This is a genomic window from Streptomyces sp. NPDC043908 (assembly GCF_056435525.1).
This window is the reverse complement of record NZ_JBWKEI010000017.1, coordinates 122460-138680: the sequence shown is the minus strand read 5'-3', so window position 1 is coordinate 138680 and position 16221 is coordinate 122460. Positions and strand designations below refer to the sequence as shown.

11 protein-coding genes and 2 pseudogenes are annotated in these 16221 nt (G+C 68.5%); 7 read left to right on the top strand and 6 right to left on the bottom strand.

The genetic code is table 11. The features are described 5' to 3' along the window. Positions 1 to 684: 684 nt before the first annotated feature. Complete coding sequence (locus AC069K_RS30690; RefSeq protein ID WP_478621753.1) at positions 685 to 1905, bottom strand: quinone oxidoreductase family protein; 1221 nt, start codon at positions 1903 to 1905, stop codon at positions 685 to 687. 153 nt (positions 1906 to 2058) lie between these two features. On the opposite strand from AC069K_RS30690, the gene AC069K_RS30685 reads away from it, so the two are divergent. Beyond that, positions 2059 to 2703: a type III effector protein gene (locus AC069K_RS30685; RefSeq protein WP_478621751.1), complete on the top strand. Its 645-nt coding sequence runs from the start codon at positions 2059 to 2061 to the stop codon at positions 2701 to 2703. Positions 2704 to 2870: 167 nt separating this feature from the next. Next, positions 2871 to 4790 carry a molecular chaperone HtpG gene (gene htpG, locus AC069K_RS30680; protein WP_478621808.1) on the top strand — a complete coding sequence of 640 codons (1920 nt, stop codon included), beginning with the start codon at positions 2871 to 2873 and terminating at the stop codon, positions 4788 to 4790. Positions 4791 to 5314: 524 nt separating this feature from the next. Here htpG and AC069K_RS30675 read toward each other — a convergent pair. Continuing rightward, entirely contained in the window at positions 5315 to 5938 is a 624-nt protein-coding gene (locus tag AC069K_RS30675; protein ID WP_478621749.1) for a lysozyme family protein, read from the bottom strand. A 764-nt stretch (positions 5939 to 6702) separates the two neighbouring features. Then, positions 6703 to 7341 (bottom strand): maleylpyruvate isomerase N-terminal domain-containing protein, encoded by a 639-nt coding sequence (locus AC069K_RS30670; RefSeq protein WP_478621748.1) that lies wholly within the window; start codon positions 7339 to 7341, stop codon positions 6703 to 6705. A 469-nt stretch (positions 7342 to 7810) separates the two neighbouring features. On the opposite strand from AC069K_RS30670, the gene AC069K_RS30665 reads away from it, so the two are divergent. Further along, positions 7811 to 10117, top strand: coding sequence for a beta-L-arabinofuranosidase domain-containing protein (locus tag AC069K_RS30665; RefSeq protein WP_478621746.1), 2307 nt, complete (start codon positions 7811 to 7813; stop codon positions 10115 to 10117). Between the two features lie 588 nt (positions 10118 to 10705). After that, on the top strand, positions 10706 to 11194 hold the full coding sequence (locus AC069K_RS30660; protein WP_478621745.1) for a hypothetical protein: 489 nt from the start codon (positions 10706 to 10708) through the stop codon (positions 11192 to 11194). 368 nt (positions 11195 to 11562) lie between these two features. On the opposite strand, the gene AC069K_RS30655 is transcribed toward AC069K_RS30660, so the two are convergent. Beyond that, a complete protein-coding gene (locus AC069K_RS30655) occupies positions 11563 to 12090 on the bottom strand; it encodes a hypothetical protein (protein ID WP_478621744.1) in 528 nt (175 codons plus the stop codon). Positions 12091 to 12618: 528 nt separating this feature from the next. Here AC069K_RS30655 and AC069K_RS30650 point away from each other — a divergent pair. Then, positions 12619 to 12729 (top strand): DUF6207 family protein, encoded by a 111-nt coding sequence (locus AC069K_RS30650; protein ID WP_478621742.1) that lies wholly within the window; start codon positions 12619 to 12621, stop codon positions 12727 to 12729. A gap of 376 nt (positions 12730 to 13105) precedes the next feature. Here the strand turns inward: AC069K_RS30650 and AC069K_RS30645 are convergent, their stop codons facing one another. Then, positions 13106 to 13906: an aminoglycoside phosphotransferase family protein gene (locus tag AC069K_RS30645; protein ID WP_478621740.1), complete on the bottom strand. Its 801-nt coding sequence runs from the start codon at positions 13904 to 13906 to the stop codon at positions 13106 to 13108. Positions 13907 to 13963: 57 nt separating this feature from the next. Further along, positions 13964 to 14636: pseudogene (locus tag AC069K_RS30640) on the bottom strand (formylglycine-generating enzyme family protein). Positions 14637 to 14669: 33 nt separating this feature from the next. Between AC069K_RS30640 and AC069K_RS30635 the strand changes: the two are divergent. Beyond that, positions 14670 to 15166: pseudogene (locus tag AC069K_RS30635) on the top strand (transposase); the annotation flags it as partial. 138 nt (positions 15167 to 15304) lie between these two features. Next, the gene (locus tag AC069K_RS30630; RefSeq protein ID WP_478621806.1) at positions 15305 to 16204 is read left to right on the top strand and encodes an SDR family NAD(P)-dependent oxidoreductase; all 900 of its coding nucleotides are present in this window, start codon (positions 15305 to 15307) and stop codon (positions 16202 to 16204) included. Positions 16205 to 16221: the final 17 nt, after the last annotated feature.

The following is a 16221-nucleotide window of genomic DNA, read 5'->3' as shown; positions in this document are numbered from 1 at the left end:
CGTACACGGTGAGTCGCTGCACGAAGGACCGGTAGTTCCAGCACGCCGTAGGGCTGCCATTGAGCACCTGGCGGTCGCGCTCGCCTTCCCGTCGCGCTCGACCGGATGGCGTCGGGCACCGAATCCTCCACCCCGGTCAGCCGCTCAACCACGACGCCAGCCCGTTCCAGGGCCCACAGCTCGGCTTCGAACCCGAGTGGGCCTGCGCGCCCTATTCCAACGCGGCCCGCACCGCCTCGACTTGGTTGTCGTCCAGTTTGGGCGGCCGTCCGGTGGCCGGCCGTCGCCGCAGTGCCCGGGCCCCGCCCTGCTCCCACAGGCGTTTCCAGCCGGCGCACGCTCTCGGGGTGAATTCCCACCATCCACGTGACCCCGAAATCAGCACGTCGATGCTCCAACAGCTTGACCGCTCGCATACGCCGGGCCCGGCCCACTTTCGTGCAGACCCAGCACCCACAGAACCAACGAGAAACTCAGCATGTGTTCTGCCCTGGAGCGTTGTGGACGGATGAGCGGGGTCTCGGCTGAGGGATCTTGAAGGGGTATGACCGGGATACGCCAGAAACCCGCCAAAACTTGATCTTGGTCTGCTGAGTTCCTGCCGCTGTCGGGGATCTTGGCGATGACGGTCGGCTATGCCCTAGACATCGCAGTCTCCAAGATCCCCGACCTCGTCACCCGCGATCAATTCTGCGTCTCCTCGCGGCGTCCAAGAGCGGCCGCATCGGGTATGACGAGCAGCTTGCCAGTGGTACGTCGAGCCTCCAGATCGCTGTGGGCCTGGGCGGCCTCGGACAATGCGTAGCGGCCCGTTATTGTGACCTCAAGCGCCTTGGAGCGCACCCACTCGAACACATCGGCGGCCCGTCGGAGCAGTTCGGACCGGTCGGTGATGAAGTGCCCGAGGCTGGGCCGGATCAGGGTCAGCGAACCGCCGTCGGCGAGCCGAATCGGATCAAACGGCGGCACGGCACCGCTTGCGGCGCCGAAGAGCACGAGATGGCCGCGGGTGCGCAGGCTGGCGAGGCTCGCATCGAAGGTGTGCGCGCCGACGCCGTCGAAGACAACCGGCAGTCCCTGACCGCCGTTGAGCCGCCTCACCTCGGCCGCTAGATCGTCGACTGCGGAAGAAAGGATCACCTCAGCGGCCCCGGCACGCTTGGCCAGTTCGGCCTTCGCCGTGGTCGACGTCGTGCCGATCACCCTGCCGCCGAGATAGGCGATGAGCTGGGTCAAAAGCAGCCCCATGCCACCGGCGGCCGCATGCACGAGCACCGTGTCGCCCCCCTGAACCGGGTAGGCGTCCTTGACGAGATAGTGCGCGGTCATGCCTTGGAGGAGCACGGCGGCGGCTGTCTCGAAGGGCATATCGTCGGGCAGCGGCACCAGCCGGGAGGCGTCCACGACGGCCCGCTCGGCATACGTGCCGGGAATCTCCACCCAACCGACCCGGTCCCCGACTGCGACGTCAGCGACGCCGGGTCCCACTTCGACGACCGTGCCGGCGCCCTCAGCGCCCGGGGCGAAGGGCAGCGGGAGGCTGTACCGACCTTCGCGGTGGTAGACGTCGAGGAAGTTGACCCCGGATGCGGCGACCTCCACGACCGCCTCGCCCGGACCCGGCCGCGGATGGTCCACCTCGGCCTCCTGCAGCACCTCGGGACCGCCCACTTCGTACACCTGAATCGCTCTCATGACCCCTCCAATAACGGCTTGTCCCCCACCAACCCCGCTGACGGCGATCCGATTCCCAGCAGGCGGCAGACGGCCACTTCGGGGGATACAGGGCACTGGCCGGGTGAGCACGCCCGCGTCGCAATCGGCGTTGATGTGCTCGAAATCGTGGGCGTCGGCGGGCACGATCTGGCGGGAGAAGACCTCCAGTGGCCGCTCGGACAGCTCCATCCACGGAAGATGTCGGTCCGCGTCAACGCGGTGAAATCACCCCTAGCAGGATCAGCGCTTGCCGCCAGTGCTTCACTGCTACCGTTGGGCATGTCATCCTAAAGACGACACATACAATGTCATCGATGAGATGACAGCCCGAGGGAGGTGCCCATGACCGCAGCCGACCAGCCGTCCACGACCGGCTCCGACGCCCACAGCCCGGCGTCCTTTCTCGCCGCCGCCGCTGCCCTGGCTGCCATAGACGACGCCCTGCGCGACGCCCGTCATGAGTCCCCCGACCCTGCCGGACCGGAGCCCGAGCAGGCGCTGGCCTCCCTGATGCTGCTGCGGCAGGTGCGCGAGCAGCTCGCCGGATGGGAGAGCGGTCTGATCGAAACCGCCCGCGACGCGGGCGCCAGCTGGGCCGACCTCGCCCCGCCTCTCGGCGTCGCCAGCCGCCAGGCAGCCGAGCGCCGCTACCTGCGCGGCCGCCCCGGCCCGGCCGGGACCACCGGCGAACAGCGTGTGACAGCCACCCGCCAGGCCCGTGCCGCCGACCGCACCACCGCCGCCTGGGCCCGCCGCAACGCCGCCGACCTGCGCCGCCTCGCCGGACAGATCTCCTCCCTCACTCACCTCGCACCCGAGGCACGCTCGGCCCAGGCCGCCCTGGACACCGCCCTCGGCGCCACCGACGCGGCCGAGCTCATCGCGCCGTTGATCGCCATGCGCCCGCACCTCGACACCCGCCACACCGACCTCGTCACCCGTCTGGCCCGTCTGGATGACCGGCTGACCCACGGCGACGGGAGGTGACGATGCCTCCCGCACTGTCCACGACCACATGAATCGGCGGCGGGCCGGTCCGACCCGACCGTGCCAAGGCGACCACGGTCCCTCTCGGCCCAGCCCGACCGCTCACACCGTCCGTACCGTTCATGACCTTCATGACCGTCATGACGTTCACACAGAAAGAGACCCGCATGGGCAGCAGCGCCGAGACACGGGAATTCCAGGCCGAGACACGCCAGTTGCTCCGACTGGTGATCCACTCGATCTACTCGAACAAGGACATCTTCCTGCGCGAGCTGATCTCGAACGCCTCCGACGCGCTGGACAAACTCCGGCTGGAATCGCTGACGGACTCCAGCCTCGGCGAGATCGACACCACCGACCTGCACATCTCGTTGGAGGTCGACCGGGACGCCCGTACGCTGACCGTCCGTGACAACGGCATCGGCATGAGCCGGGACGATCTCGTGGAGCTGATCGGCACCATCGCCAAGTCCGGCACCGCCGAGCTGCTGGAGAAGATCAAGGAGTCCAAGGACGCCGCCACCGCCGAGAACCTGATCGGCCAGTTCGGCGTCGGTTTCTACTCGGCGTTCATGGTCGCCGACGAAGTCACCGTGCACACCCGGCGGGCCGGCACCGACTCGGGCACCCAGTGGCGGTCCAGCGGCGAGGGCGTCTACACCATCGAGGAAGTCGACGGCCTGCCGGTGGGTACCGCCGTCACCCTGCACCTCAAGCCCGCCGACAGCGAGGACGGGCTGGCCGACTACCTGTCCGAGTCGAAGATCCGTCAGATCGTCAAGCAGTACTCCGACTTCATCCGCTGGCCGATCCGGATGGCCACCGAGCGCACCGGCACCGACGGCGCGTCCTCCCGCGAAGTCGACACGCTCAACTCGATGAAGGCGCTGTGGGCCCGGTCGCGCAGCGAGGTGACCGAGGACGAGTACAACGAGTTCTACCAGCAGATCAGCCACGACTGGCTGCCCCCGGCCGAGACGATCCACATGCGCGCCGAGGGCACCTTCGAGTACGAGGCGCTGCTGTTCATCCCCTCGCAGGCGCCCTTCGACCTGTTCTCCCGCGAGACCAAGCGCGGCGTGCAGCTGTACGTCAAGCGGGTGTTCATCATGGACGACTGCGAAGCGCTCATGCCCCACTACCTCCGCTTCGTCAAGGGTGTCGTCGACGCCCACGACCTGTCCCTGAACGTCTCCCGCGAGATCCTCCAGCACGACCGCCAGATCCGCGGCGTGCGCCGACGCCTGGTCAAGAAGGTCCTCGGCGCCATCAAGACCATGCAGACCAAGGACGCCGAGCGCTACGCCAAGGTGTGGTCGCAGTTCGGTCGTGCCCTGAAGGAGGGTCTGCTGGAGGACACGGACAACACCGACGCCCTCCTGGAGCTGGTCTCGGCCGCCTCCACCCACGACCCGGAGAAGCCCACCACACTGCGCCAGTACGTCGAGCGCATGAAGGACGGCCAGGAGACCATCTACTACCTCACCGGTGAGACCCGCGCCATGGTGGAGAACTCCCCGCACATGGAGGCCTTCACCGCCAAGGGGTACGAGGTCCTGATCCTCACCGACCCCGTCGACGAGGTCTGGGTCGACCAGGTCCGGTCCTTCGACGGCCACCCGCTCCAGTCCATCGCCAAGGGCCAGGTCGACCTCGAAGGATCCGCCGAGGACAGCCAGGAGACCGACGCCGACAAGGCCCAGCGCGAGCAGGACTTCGCCGCCCTGCTGCCCTGGCTGACCACCACCCTGTCCGAGCAGGTCAAGCAGGTCCGCCTGTCGTCACGTCTGACGACCTCGGCGGCGTGCATCGTCGGCGACGCCCACGACGTCACACCGACCCTGGAGAAGATGTACCGGGCGATGGGACAGGAACTGCCGACCGTCAAGCGGATCCTGGAACTCAACCCCACGCATCCGCTGATCACCGCACTGCGCACGGCACACGCCGCGAACGCCGACGACCCCAAGCTGGCGGACACCGCCGAGCTGATCTACGGCAGCGCGCTGCTCGCCGAAGGCGGCGACCTGCCCGATCCGGCCCGCTTCACCCGCCTGCTCACCGACCGCCTGACCGGCACCCTGTAAACAGGGGCGCGGCCCGGCACCACCATCACCCAGCCGCCCCCGCCCGGCCTCGCCTCTGCCCGCACCCGCACGATACGGGCAGAGGCGAGGACGCACCCAGCAGGGAGACGGGGCGGGCGTACGACAGCCCTCAGAGATCCGCCCCGGCTTGATCGTCTCGACCATGAGGACCGGGTCGAGAGGAGGAACGAGGGCTCTGGTGTCGACGGCAACGAGATCATCCGGCGCGGGACCGGTCTGCAAGGCAGTGCAAGGCAGTTACGTACTCGATGACTTCGGCGTGAGCCAGGCCTGGGACGCGCTGCCGTAGCAGGTGCATCGCGACGATCCGACCTCGTTCTTCCGCTGCTCGGCGGACTTCTTCGCGCAGGTCGTCGACGGCCGTGCGTACGGACATCTTCCCGGATGCGCCGGCGGTAGTCGGCCTCCCCTCGCCGGTGACGTAAGAGACCGGACCGATCCGGTGGAGACCGCCGTCAATACGGTACTCCAGTCGGCCCGGCCCCTGCGATCGCGGCCCCCAACTACCCTTCCCCTGACGCCTCTTGTTCGAATCCCCTCAGCGTGGCAGCAGCTCGGCCCTGGTAGGTGCGGTACCGGCGCAGATAGGACCGGGCCATCGGGCCGGGAGGCACGCCCCGGGCGAAGGCACGCATATTGCGTTCGCCCGCGTTGTAGCCGAGGGCGAGGAGCTCGTCGCGGGTGTAGCGCCGCGCGTGCCGTGCGGGCAGGCACGCGTCGAGGTCGCTCAGATGCAGGGCAGCCGCGCGGATGGCGAAGGCGGGGTCGTCGCGCAGATCCTGCCATCGCTGCGCCAGGCCGTGCGCGCGGCGCACCGCCTCGAAGGTGGCCTTGTGCATGTTGGCCACCCCGAAGGACGCGCCCGGCTTCCACCACTGCCACAGCCGTTCCCACAGCGGGTGGTGCGGCTTGTACGCCTCGTTGTACAGCACTGTCATGACCAGCAGGGGCGACACCCGCGCCTCGGCGGCGCCGCGCACCACGCATTCCACGTAGTCGGCGGGATCGTAGGCCGCGGGCCGCAGCGGAGGCGTGGACGCGGTCTCGGACGGGGCGGACGGCACCGGCGCGCCGTCGGGCCGAGGTGATGCGGGTGCGCCGCCGGGCCGGCGTGGGGTCGCGGGCACGCGGCCGTCTCCCACCGGTCGTGACTGTCGCTCCGGCGACGACAGCTCGGCCATCGTGGGCCTCCTTTCCCTGCGGCCGTCCGCAGGACAGATCATCCACCGCGTCGGAGCCCGCATGCCCCGACACAGTGACCCCAATCGCGGCCGAACGGCGCAAAGGCCCCGCCTGTCAGCCGCCGCCCGGCGGGCGACGCGCGGCCGGGCCCCGCAGTGACCCGCGCTGTCGGCACCTCGGACTGTGGTCCGGTCCGCGCTGGATGCGTGCAGATCAGCCACGCACCCGGTGCTCACCGTTCGACGTCACCAGCGCCAGGTCCCGGGCTGCAACCCGGTGAACAGGTCCCGGGGCACCGTCGAAAGCCGCATAGTCCCCGGTACGGACGCCTCATCCTCCAACTCGTGCAATCCGGCAAGGCACTGGTGCGGATCCTGGTTCGATGCACCCTGCGCGAAGGTCTCCATCAGCCGGGTCCGTAGCGCAGTGCGGTACACCTCATCGCGGTCCAGCCCATACGTTGCGCCCAGGTTCGCCCGGCCAGGCGCTGATTGTTCACGGCATCGATCAACGTGCGACGTGGTGCTGGCCGGCGGCAGCGAGTCGGGCCGCTCGCGGATGACCGCCATCTGCTTCAGCCGGATGCGGGCGCTGTCCCGCCGCCGGGATTGCCCGGAGCTGGCCAGCCGCCCAGGGGGCGTTCGCCGGGGGTGATCCCGTACGCGTTCGGGAACGCTTCGTCAGCTTTCGACCCGTTCCGTTGCGTGTATCAGAGCGCCGAGATGGAAGCCGGTGCGCGTTCGCTGCGGCTCAGTGCGCGCAGGACGTTGGTGGCGCCGTGCCGGCGTAGGGCGATCCGTGACAGCAAGTCCACGACGGTCTCGACGGCAGGGGCCGGGAACTGTGGGGTCGGCAGCCCGACACTGTGCGCAAGGTCGTCGCAGTGAACAGCAAGCTCCAGCATACGGCTGGCGATGAAGTCGTCGAGACTGATCGACCAGGGCCCCCACGTGGGCCGACGTACCAGGCGATCCGGCGCGTTGGGCAGGATGCCGCGCAGTTCCTCGACGCATGCGGCGACTCGCGCGGCCAGTGCGCCCGGGCCGTCGGCCGCCTCTTCCTCGCCGCCTGATCGAATGGCCTGGTTGAACGGAGTGTCAAGGTCCGAGCCGATCCAGCTGACTCGCGCGTAGTACTCGTGGATAGAGATGGCGGGTTCGGTCGGTACCGGCTCTGCCAGCACCGTAGGGATGAAGAAGACCTGCCCGGCCAGGTGGCCCGCCAGCCCCTGGACGCTGAGCTTCGCCAGTGCGGAGGGCTGGTGCCAGCCGTCGGCCACCTCCGGTGCGGCCAACAGCTTCGCCGCTGTGTCCCCCACACTCAGGTAAAGCTCCCGCAGCTGTGTCACCTTGCTGTCCCCTGTCGCCGTCGGTGGGTGTCTGCCCCGGTCAACCTCGCGGCGAGGCCGATGCATTCCCGGCGAGACGGCCGTTGATGCGGCGGGGGTGCATCACGGGGGTGGCGGACTACCGGCGCGGGATCCTGCGGCGCGTGTGGGGGTAGTGCCTGTTTATTCGAAATCCCGGACAGCGTACGGAGCTTAGGTGCCAATTATTGTCACGGGCGTTGACTTCCGCACTGGGCCCCCCTTACGTTCGGCGCCATTACGTCCGACACTTCGATAGCCGTTCGATATGCCGAACCTTCCGGACGCAACATGCCCATGGCTCCAGCGCCTCGACGTCGACAGCTCCAACCAGCGAGGGACGTTCCAGCGCGCCCCCGGCCAGCCCCTGCGGCTCGGGGGCCATCTCGACCACCGCGCCCCGGCGCCGCAACGACCGAACAAGCACTCTCTCGTCATCGAAAGGTGCACGATGTCGTCCATAGTCAGCAGACGGAGACTTCTGCAAATAGCCGGGGCTGCCGCTGCGGCCTCTGCCGAGGGGTTCGTCATCGGCAGTTCTCCCGCCCGAGCCGCGATCCCCTCCACGCGGGCCGCCACCGGAGTCTTGGCACGGCCCTTCGCACTTGGCCAAGTCCGGCTCACCGCAAGCCGGTGGCTGGACAACCAGAACCGTACAGGGAACTATCTCCGGTTCGTCGATGTCGACCGCCTGTTGTACAACTTCCGCGCCAACCACAGGCTGTCCACCGGCGGAGCAGCCCCCACGGGCGGTTGGGACGCGCCGACGTTCCCCTTCCGCACCCACGTCCAAGGGCACTTCCTCACCGCGTGGGCGCAGCTGTACGCCGTGACCGGGGACACGGTCTGCCGCGACAAGGCGACGTACATGGTCGCGGAGCTGGCCAAGTGCCAGGCCAACAACAACGCCGCCGGCTTCAACCCCGGATACCTCTCCGGTTACCCCGAGTCCGACTTCACCGCCCTGGAGCAGCGGACCCTGACCAACGGCAACGTGCCGTACTACACCGTCCACAAGACCCTCGCCGGACTCCTCGACGTATGGCGCCACATCGGCAGTACGCAGGCCAGGGACGTGCTGCTCGCCCTGGCGGTATGGGTCGACCGGCGCACCAGCAGGCTGAGCAGCCAGCAGATGCAGGCCATGCTGGAGACCGAGTTCGGTGGCATGAACGCCGTGCTGACCGATCTCTCTTCGGAGACCGGTGACGCGCGGTGGCTCGCTGTCGCCCAGCGGTTGGACCACGCCGCGGTGTTCGACCCTCTCACGGCCGGCCAGGACAAGCTCAACGGGCTGCACGCCAACACCCAGGTACCCAAGTGGATAGGCGCCGCGCTGGAGTTCAAGGCCACCGGCACGGCCCGCTACCGGGACATCGCCACCAACGCCTGGGACATCTGTGTCGGCTCGCACACCTACGCCATTGGCGGCAACAGTCAGGCGGAGCACTTCCGCGCACCGAACGCCATCGCCGGATACCTGAACAAGGACACGTGCGAGAGCTGCAACACCGTCAACATGCTCACCCTCACCCGGGAACTCTTCGAACTGGACCCCAACCGGACCGCGCTGTTCGACTATTACGAGCGGGCATGGCTCAACCAGATGATCGGCCAGCAGAACCCGGCCGACGACCACGGCCACGTCACGTACTTCACCCCGCTCAGTCCCGGAAGCCGACGCGGCGTCGGGCCGGCCTGGGGCGGGGGCACATGGAGCACCGACTACGGGACGTTCTGGTGCTGCCAGGGCACGGGCCTGGAGATGCACACCCGGCTGATGGACTCCATCTACTTCCACCGTGACAACACGCTGATCGTGAACCTGTTCGTGCCCTCGGTACTCACCTGGACAGAACGTGGAATCACCCTCACCCAGACCACCTCGTACCCGGCCAGTGACACCACGACCCTGCAGGTCACCGGTAACGTCGGCGGAACCTGGGCCATGTGCATCCGCATCCCGAGCTGGACGAGCGGCGCCACCGTCAGCGTCAACGGTGTCGCGCAACCCCTCACCGCCACCCCCGGCAGCTACGCCACCCTGAGCCGCTCGTGGGCCTCCGGCGACACCGTCACCGTCCGCCTGCCCATGCGGATCATCATGCGGGCGGCCGACGACAACCCCAACGTCGCGGCGATCACGTACGGCCCGGTCGTCCTGTCCGGCAACTACGGCGACTCGGCCCTGAGCGCTCTGCCCTCCCTGACCACTTCCTCCATCAGACGGACCAGCAGCAGTTCGCTCGCCTTCACCGCCACTGCCGACGGATCCACCGTCAGCCTGGGCCCGTTCCACGACGCGCACGGGCACAACTACGCCGTCTACTGGAACACCGGCGCCACCGTACGGCTCGCCAACGCGGGCAGCGCTCTGGTCCTAGGCATCCAGAACATGTCGACGGCCGACGGCGGCCGCGCGCTGCAGTGGCATGACTCGGGCACGGCCGACCACGACTGGGAGATGGTCGCTGACGGAAGCGCGGTCCGCTTCCGCAACGCCCACAGCGGCAAGGTGCTCGGCGTCCTGAACATGTCCACGGACGACGGCGCGACGGTCCTGCAGTGGTCGGACAACGGCACCGCCGACCACCGGTGGACGCTGCTCGACCAGGGGGACGGGACCTACAAGATCCGCAACGTGCACAGCGGCAAGTTGCTCGCCCTCGCGGACAACTCCACCGCTGTGGGCGCGTTCGCCGTGCAGGCCCCGGACGACGGCACGACGGACAACCGGTGGCGCATCGTGCGCAGCTAAGGACCGCGCAGCTCCACCCGCGCACCCGCATGCCCCGTGCAGAACCAAGGAGTTGCGCATGTCCGCGGCGCAATACCTCATTCCAGGTCCGTGCCCGGGCGTATTTTGCCGACCGTGCGGCGGTCCAGGCCGAGCTCGCGGGCCATGGAACTGTGGCTCCGGCCGGTGCGGGTCACGGCCTGAACGGCCTCGAACAGCCTGCGGGCATGGCGTGCTGCCCGATTGTCTTCCGCGGTGCTCCTGGCGGTCTCCCCGGCCGGTGCGGGATCGTTCTCGCCGGCCGGGGGGGCAGGGCTGCGGGCGGGCAGCCGCCGTGGGCGGAGGCGATGTCCTGGACGCGGCGGGAGAGGCCCTGCCAGAGATGGGGAGGGTCGCTGACCTGCCCCGCAGCGGGGGCTGCGCCCGCGGTGCCCTGCCGGTAGGGCAGGCAGCCATCACGTCATGCGACCTCGGCCCCCTGGGTGCGTACGGAGCCATCGGTGAATTGGCAGTGGGGTCGACGCGGCGTGTTGGCGTGCGCGGACGGCATGCCGGGTTCACTCTGTCGGGAGGGAGTGGCGAGTCCCTCAAGGGCCACCGCATGGCCCGATGCAGCCGCCCGGCAGCACGGACAAGCAGCCCACGGGCAGGTGGATCCGGCCGTGGCTGACGCATACGGCCGCGGCCGCGGTGGGGCTGCTGATCGGAGCGCTGGCCGCTTCGGCAGGGCACCCGGCCCCTGGCGAGGGCGCCTCCCCCAGCGCGACGGTGGCACCCACACCCGCCCAAACCGCCGTACCGCCCTCACCGGCCACCACGGCACCCTCCGAAAAAGCGGGCCCAGCCGAAGCCGAACAAATTCCCGGGGATGGCGTCTTCCTCGTCGGACGCGACATCAAACCCGGCACGTACCGCAGCGAAGGCCCCCAGGGCGAACCCATCATCTACTGCGCCTGGGCACGGCTGAGCGGGACCGGCGGCGAAGGCAAAGACATCATCAGCGGCGACGCATCCAAGGGAGCAGAAACCGTCACCATCGCAGCCACAGACAAAGCCTTCCGCACCAGCGGCTGCAAAACATGGAAGAAAACCAACTAACTCGTCTGCTCAAGCCAGGGGGGTTCGTGTGGATCACCGTGCGGACCAGAGGAAGATCTGCAGGGCAGGTCCCCTGCGGGCCACCTCTGCGACCTTCCCCTCCTCAGGCACTCGCTGGGCTCGGTCACAAGAAACCGCAGGCTGGCCATGTCCCCGGCGCTTCAGCACACCAGCACCCAGGGACACGGGCAGATCCACTCGCTGTTCCCGAAGCCGCTGCACGAGTTGGAGCGGCCATCTATGCGAGGGGCATGTCAGATTCAGGGCCCGGGCGTGCCATTCCGGGATGACTAGTGCTTCCTGTTTGCCTGGCACAACACGCTCCGTGCCTCTGATGGCGCGCGCGAGGAACAGCCCCAGCGGCGTACTCAACGTATGACCGAGGGGGGGTCGCTGCCCAGACGGGCGACCACCGCATCCCATCGTTCGGCATGGGGAAGACCGCTGCGCAGGTTGTCGGCAGCCGGGCCTGCGGTGAGTGGCGCCAACTGGATACCGACAGCACCATCGGACCGCCGGGCACCCGGTGCGTTCAGAGCAGTCCGGTAGGGGTCGGTGCGGCTCGCCACGACCAGGAGGACGGCTCCGACGCCGTGATCAGACCAGCCCGTGTCGCGACGGCCTTGGGGGTCTCTCCGAGCGGCTCCCGCCTGCTCGATCAGACCCGGACCGTCCTGAGGGAACTCCTCCTTGCACAGGAGGCCCGCCTGGGAGACGACTCCGGCCAGCCGGCCGTCCTTGTTCTTGACCCAGGCCATGGCGACGTTCACCGGAATGGCCGCGGCATCGATCAGGTAATCGCTCCGAGACCGCGGGCGGTAGACGCCAACGACGACCAGGGTTCCGCCGGACGCCAGGTGCTGGCGCAAGCAGGTGAGGGCCTCACTGAACGGCATGTGGTGGATGGTGGCGACACATGTGACCACGTCGTAGGGGCCAGGCGGCACATGCGGGTTGCATGAAATTGGTCAAGTGCTCGCATGATGCGGGACAGCAGTGTCGTCATGGTGTGAGTCCATCAGCCCCCGGTCGTCTGGGAAACGACAGCCAGGGCGCCTGGATTGGAGCGACCGTCAGCCGCTTGTCGCGGCCTGCGCCCAGCGCATAGCGCCACCTTTGCATCGGACGTGTGCACATCGCGGCGACTTGGCTACGAGGAATCGGCCGCGCCTGCCTCTTCGCAGCCACAGCACCGTGAGGACCTGCTCTGGGCAGGCCGCCGTGACGCTCGGGGCTGTCACGGCTCCCCCCAAGGGAGCAGACCGGGCCAGCCTGCCAGCGGACGCGGCTGCCCCTTCCCTGTCTACGGCCCCGTCCCAGTCCGCGCGACTGGACCGGGCACGTCAGTGCGATGTGTTCCCTCGCACGGATGTATCTGTCCCGGCCAGACAACGCCGCAGCCGGACGGAGCCGTCCTCGGGAGCATGCCGATCGAGGAGGTGCACATCTCCGGGCCAGGCCTGGTCGTCGTGGACGTCACGGGCGCCGACGAGAAAACCGTCCCAGCCGTGATGGAACAGCGTCAACAGCAGTAGGCGACCTCCGGCACCACCCACACATCACACGTCCCCGGCGAGTCCGGCGTCCGCGCCCAGGTCTACGCCGACACCAGACGGCAGCCCAACATCGACTCCGCCGCGTCTGGATCACCAAGAACGAGTCAGCCCTGGAGGGCAGGATTAATGCTGTAGCCGAGCAGCAGAAGGCCCTGGAACAGGACCCCTCGTGCACCCCGCCCCCGATTCCACCCGCAGTCGCTCTCGACCATCAGACAACTACTCCCTCGCGTCGGTCATGAGGCAACTGGCAGTGTTCCTCGGCGACTGCGACGGGGGCGTCTCTCATGGGCCACCGAGGACGAACGCGGAACCAAGAACGCCCGGTGAGTCTGTCCACGAACGTCCGGGCCGGTCAGTCCAGCAGGGCAGTCGTGAACGTCTTGCGGTGGTCCACCAGCCAGCTCTGCATGCGGTCCCAGCGTTCCCATCCACCATGCTCGGCCAGCGCCTGGAGATAGACAGGATCTCCGCCAGCCGCACGGCGGGCGACGAAGGCCCGGCAGACCTCCGTGGCCTGCTCGATGACGCCGGGCAACTCGGCGCGATCCCCCGCCGAGAGGCCGTAACTGTCGGCAAGCATCCGCAGCCGTGCGGGCGCATCCAGTCCAGGGGGATAGAGAGCGGCCGCAGACCCGGGATCGAGCATGGGCACCCAATAGCGGGCAGTCATGGCGACGTCCCAGAGGGCACGGCCCGGGGCCGCCATGTCGAAATCGATCACGGCTGCGGCACGACCGTCACGAAAGACGACGTTCTCCGGGCACAGATCGTTGTGGCACAACATCGTTCCTCCCTCCGGGTCGGCAAGGTCCGGGGGCCACTCGGCACCGGTGTCGACCGCGACGACCGCACTGGTCTCATGCAGACGCCGCAGCAAACTCCCCACCGATTCGAGGGCGGAACTTGTCATCGCCCAGTCCGGCAACGGCGGCAGAGCCACGTCACCAGGAAGGAAAGTCAGCTGCTCACGGCCGTCCGCAGTGAGACCGACAGGGACCGGCGCCGCGTCGAAGCCGTGCTCCTTCAGCACAAGGAGATAGGCATGCAGGTCGCGCGCGTTGCGGGGTGCCGGTCGCTCCACCAACTCCCGCCGGCGGAAAACCGCCCCCGCGTTCGCCATGCCGCCAGTCAGCGCCTCGTCTTCATCCGTCATGAGGATCACGCTAACGCCCGACCAACCCCGCGCGCGCCGAGCTGCACACGACGTGGATCAGCTCACGACGGAACGCGCGACGCGGAACCCCACGTCGTCGACCTGGAAAGTCGGGTGGCTGCGGCGCCGCGCGGAGGCCCGGCAACTCCAGTGCTCATCGAACCAGCCACCGCCACGCAGCACCCGGTAGGCGCCATAGACCTCGGCGTCGTAGACATCCCAGCACCAGTCCCAGACGTTGCCGAGCATGTCGTAAAGACCCCACGAGTTGGGGCGCTTGCCGCCCACCTCATGGATGCGCTCGTGCGAGTTACCGCGGTACCAGCCGATCTCGTCGAGCTCCCCGTAACGCGGTCCTGCAGTACCGGCACGGCAGGCGTGCTCCCACTCGGCTTCGGTCGGCAACCGGAACCCGTCGGCGGACGCGTCCCACCTTACGTCGTCGGCCTCGGCACGGAAGTGGTACGCGGGCGTGAGGCCGGCGCACTGGGAGAGGGCGTTGCAGAACCTCACCGCGTCCCACCAGGCGACGCCCTCGACGGGCAGCTGGTCCCCACGGGTGGTACTCGGCTTCCGGCCTGTGATCTGTGCGTACAACCCCTGGGTAACCGGCCATGCCGCGAGTTCGTAAGGCGCAAGCGACTGACCAACTGCGCCGCGTCCGCCGGTCCGACAGCGTCACCTGCCCCGGCGGGATGGCGATCATCTCGTTCCCCATCATCACGTCCATCATCAGGAGATCCTAGCGAGACCTATCAGAAACCAGCTCGACTGGTCCCGGGCGGTGATCGACTCCTCCCGCATCGGGGCCGCTCGCATGGGCCCCAAAGCGGACCCAGTCCGGCCGACCGCGCACACCCGGGCAGCAAGCACCACATCACCACCGATGGCCAGGGCTGACCGGCCGAAACCGCAACGACATCACACAACTGCTGCCGCTGCTGGAGAGGATCCCCCCCGTTGCCGATACTGTCGGCCAGCCACGCAGGCGCCCCCCACCTTCTGTCTGCCGACCGCGGCTACGGCCACGACACATACCGCCGACTTCTGTGGAAACGCGGGATCCGGCCGGTGATCGCCGAGCGGGGCCAGCCGCACGGCACCGGCCTGGGCGCCATCCGGTGGGTCGTCGAGCGCACCATCTGCTGGCTGGATGGCTTCCGCCGCCCGCGGATCCGCTGGGAACGACGCGACGACATCCACGAAGCCTTCCTCGGCCTCGCCGTCTGCCTCATCACCCACCGCCACGTCCAACACCTTTGTCAGGGCCAGTTACTCAGCGAGGGTGAGCGACCGAAGATCAGCGTCCAGCATGCGGATCAACTCACCAACCCGTCCGCCGCCACTCGGCGCCGCCGGGAAGCGTTTGAGCACATCAACGACGACCGGCGTCGCACGATGCAGCGTCTGCTCAAGGTGTCCGTGTGCGCCATCGAGCCAGGGGCGGTGTCGGAGGTCACTGCGGTACTTCGCATTCCCGGCCGAGGCCGACGGGTGTCCGTGACAAGGTGGGGATCTTGGTGGCAGGTTCGTCGGAAAAGGAGTGTGGAGGGGCTGATGGATGATGGGGCGGGACGCGTCGTAGTGGTCAGCGGTGGCGGCACCGGCATCGGCCGGGCCATCGCCGGGCGGTTCGCTCGGCAGGGCGACAAGGTCACTATTCTGGGGCGGCGGGCGGAGGTCCTGCGTGCGGCAGCGCGGGAGATCGAGAGTGCTCACCCCGTGCGGGCCGTTGCGGTAGACCTGTCCGTGCCGGAGGAGGTCGAGCGGGCGCTGGACGACCTTCCGGCGGACGTCAATGTGCTGGTGAACAACGCGGGTGGCCAGGGTGGGCCCGCGCAGGACGGAAGCCTGACGCAGGTTGCCGAGCGGTGGCGGCGGGTCTTCGACAGCAACGTCCTGTCGGCGGTACTGCTCACCGAGGCATTGCTGCCGCGTCTGGCACAGCCTGGCGGCCGGGTGGTGACCATCGGCTCCGTTGCCGCCCTGCGGGGCAACGGAGCCTATGGAGCCGCCAAGGCGGCCCTGCTGGCGTGGAACCATACGCTCGCGCAGCAGCTGGGGCCGCATGGTGCGACGGCCAATGTCGTGATGCCCGGGTTCGTCGCCGGCACCGATTTCTTCGACACACCAGCCGACGAGGAGGAACTTGCCAGGCGCCGGGACCAGACCCTGGTGGGCAGAGTGGGAGAGCCTGCGGACATCGCCGCGGCCGTCGCCTTCCTGGCCTCCCCCGAAGCCGGCTACATCACAGGCGAGTTCCTCAACAGCAACGGCGGTGCTGTGCTGGGGCGGTAACTGCGTCGCCCGGCCGT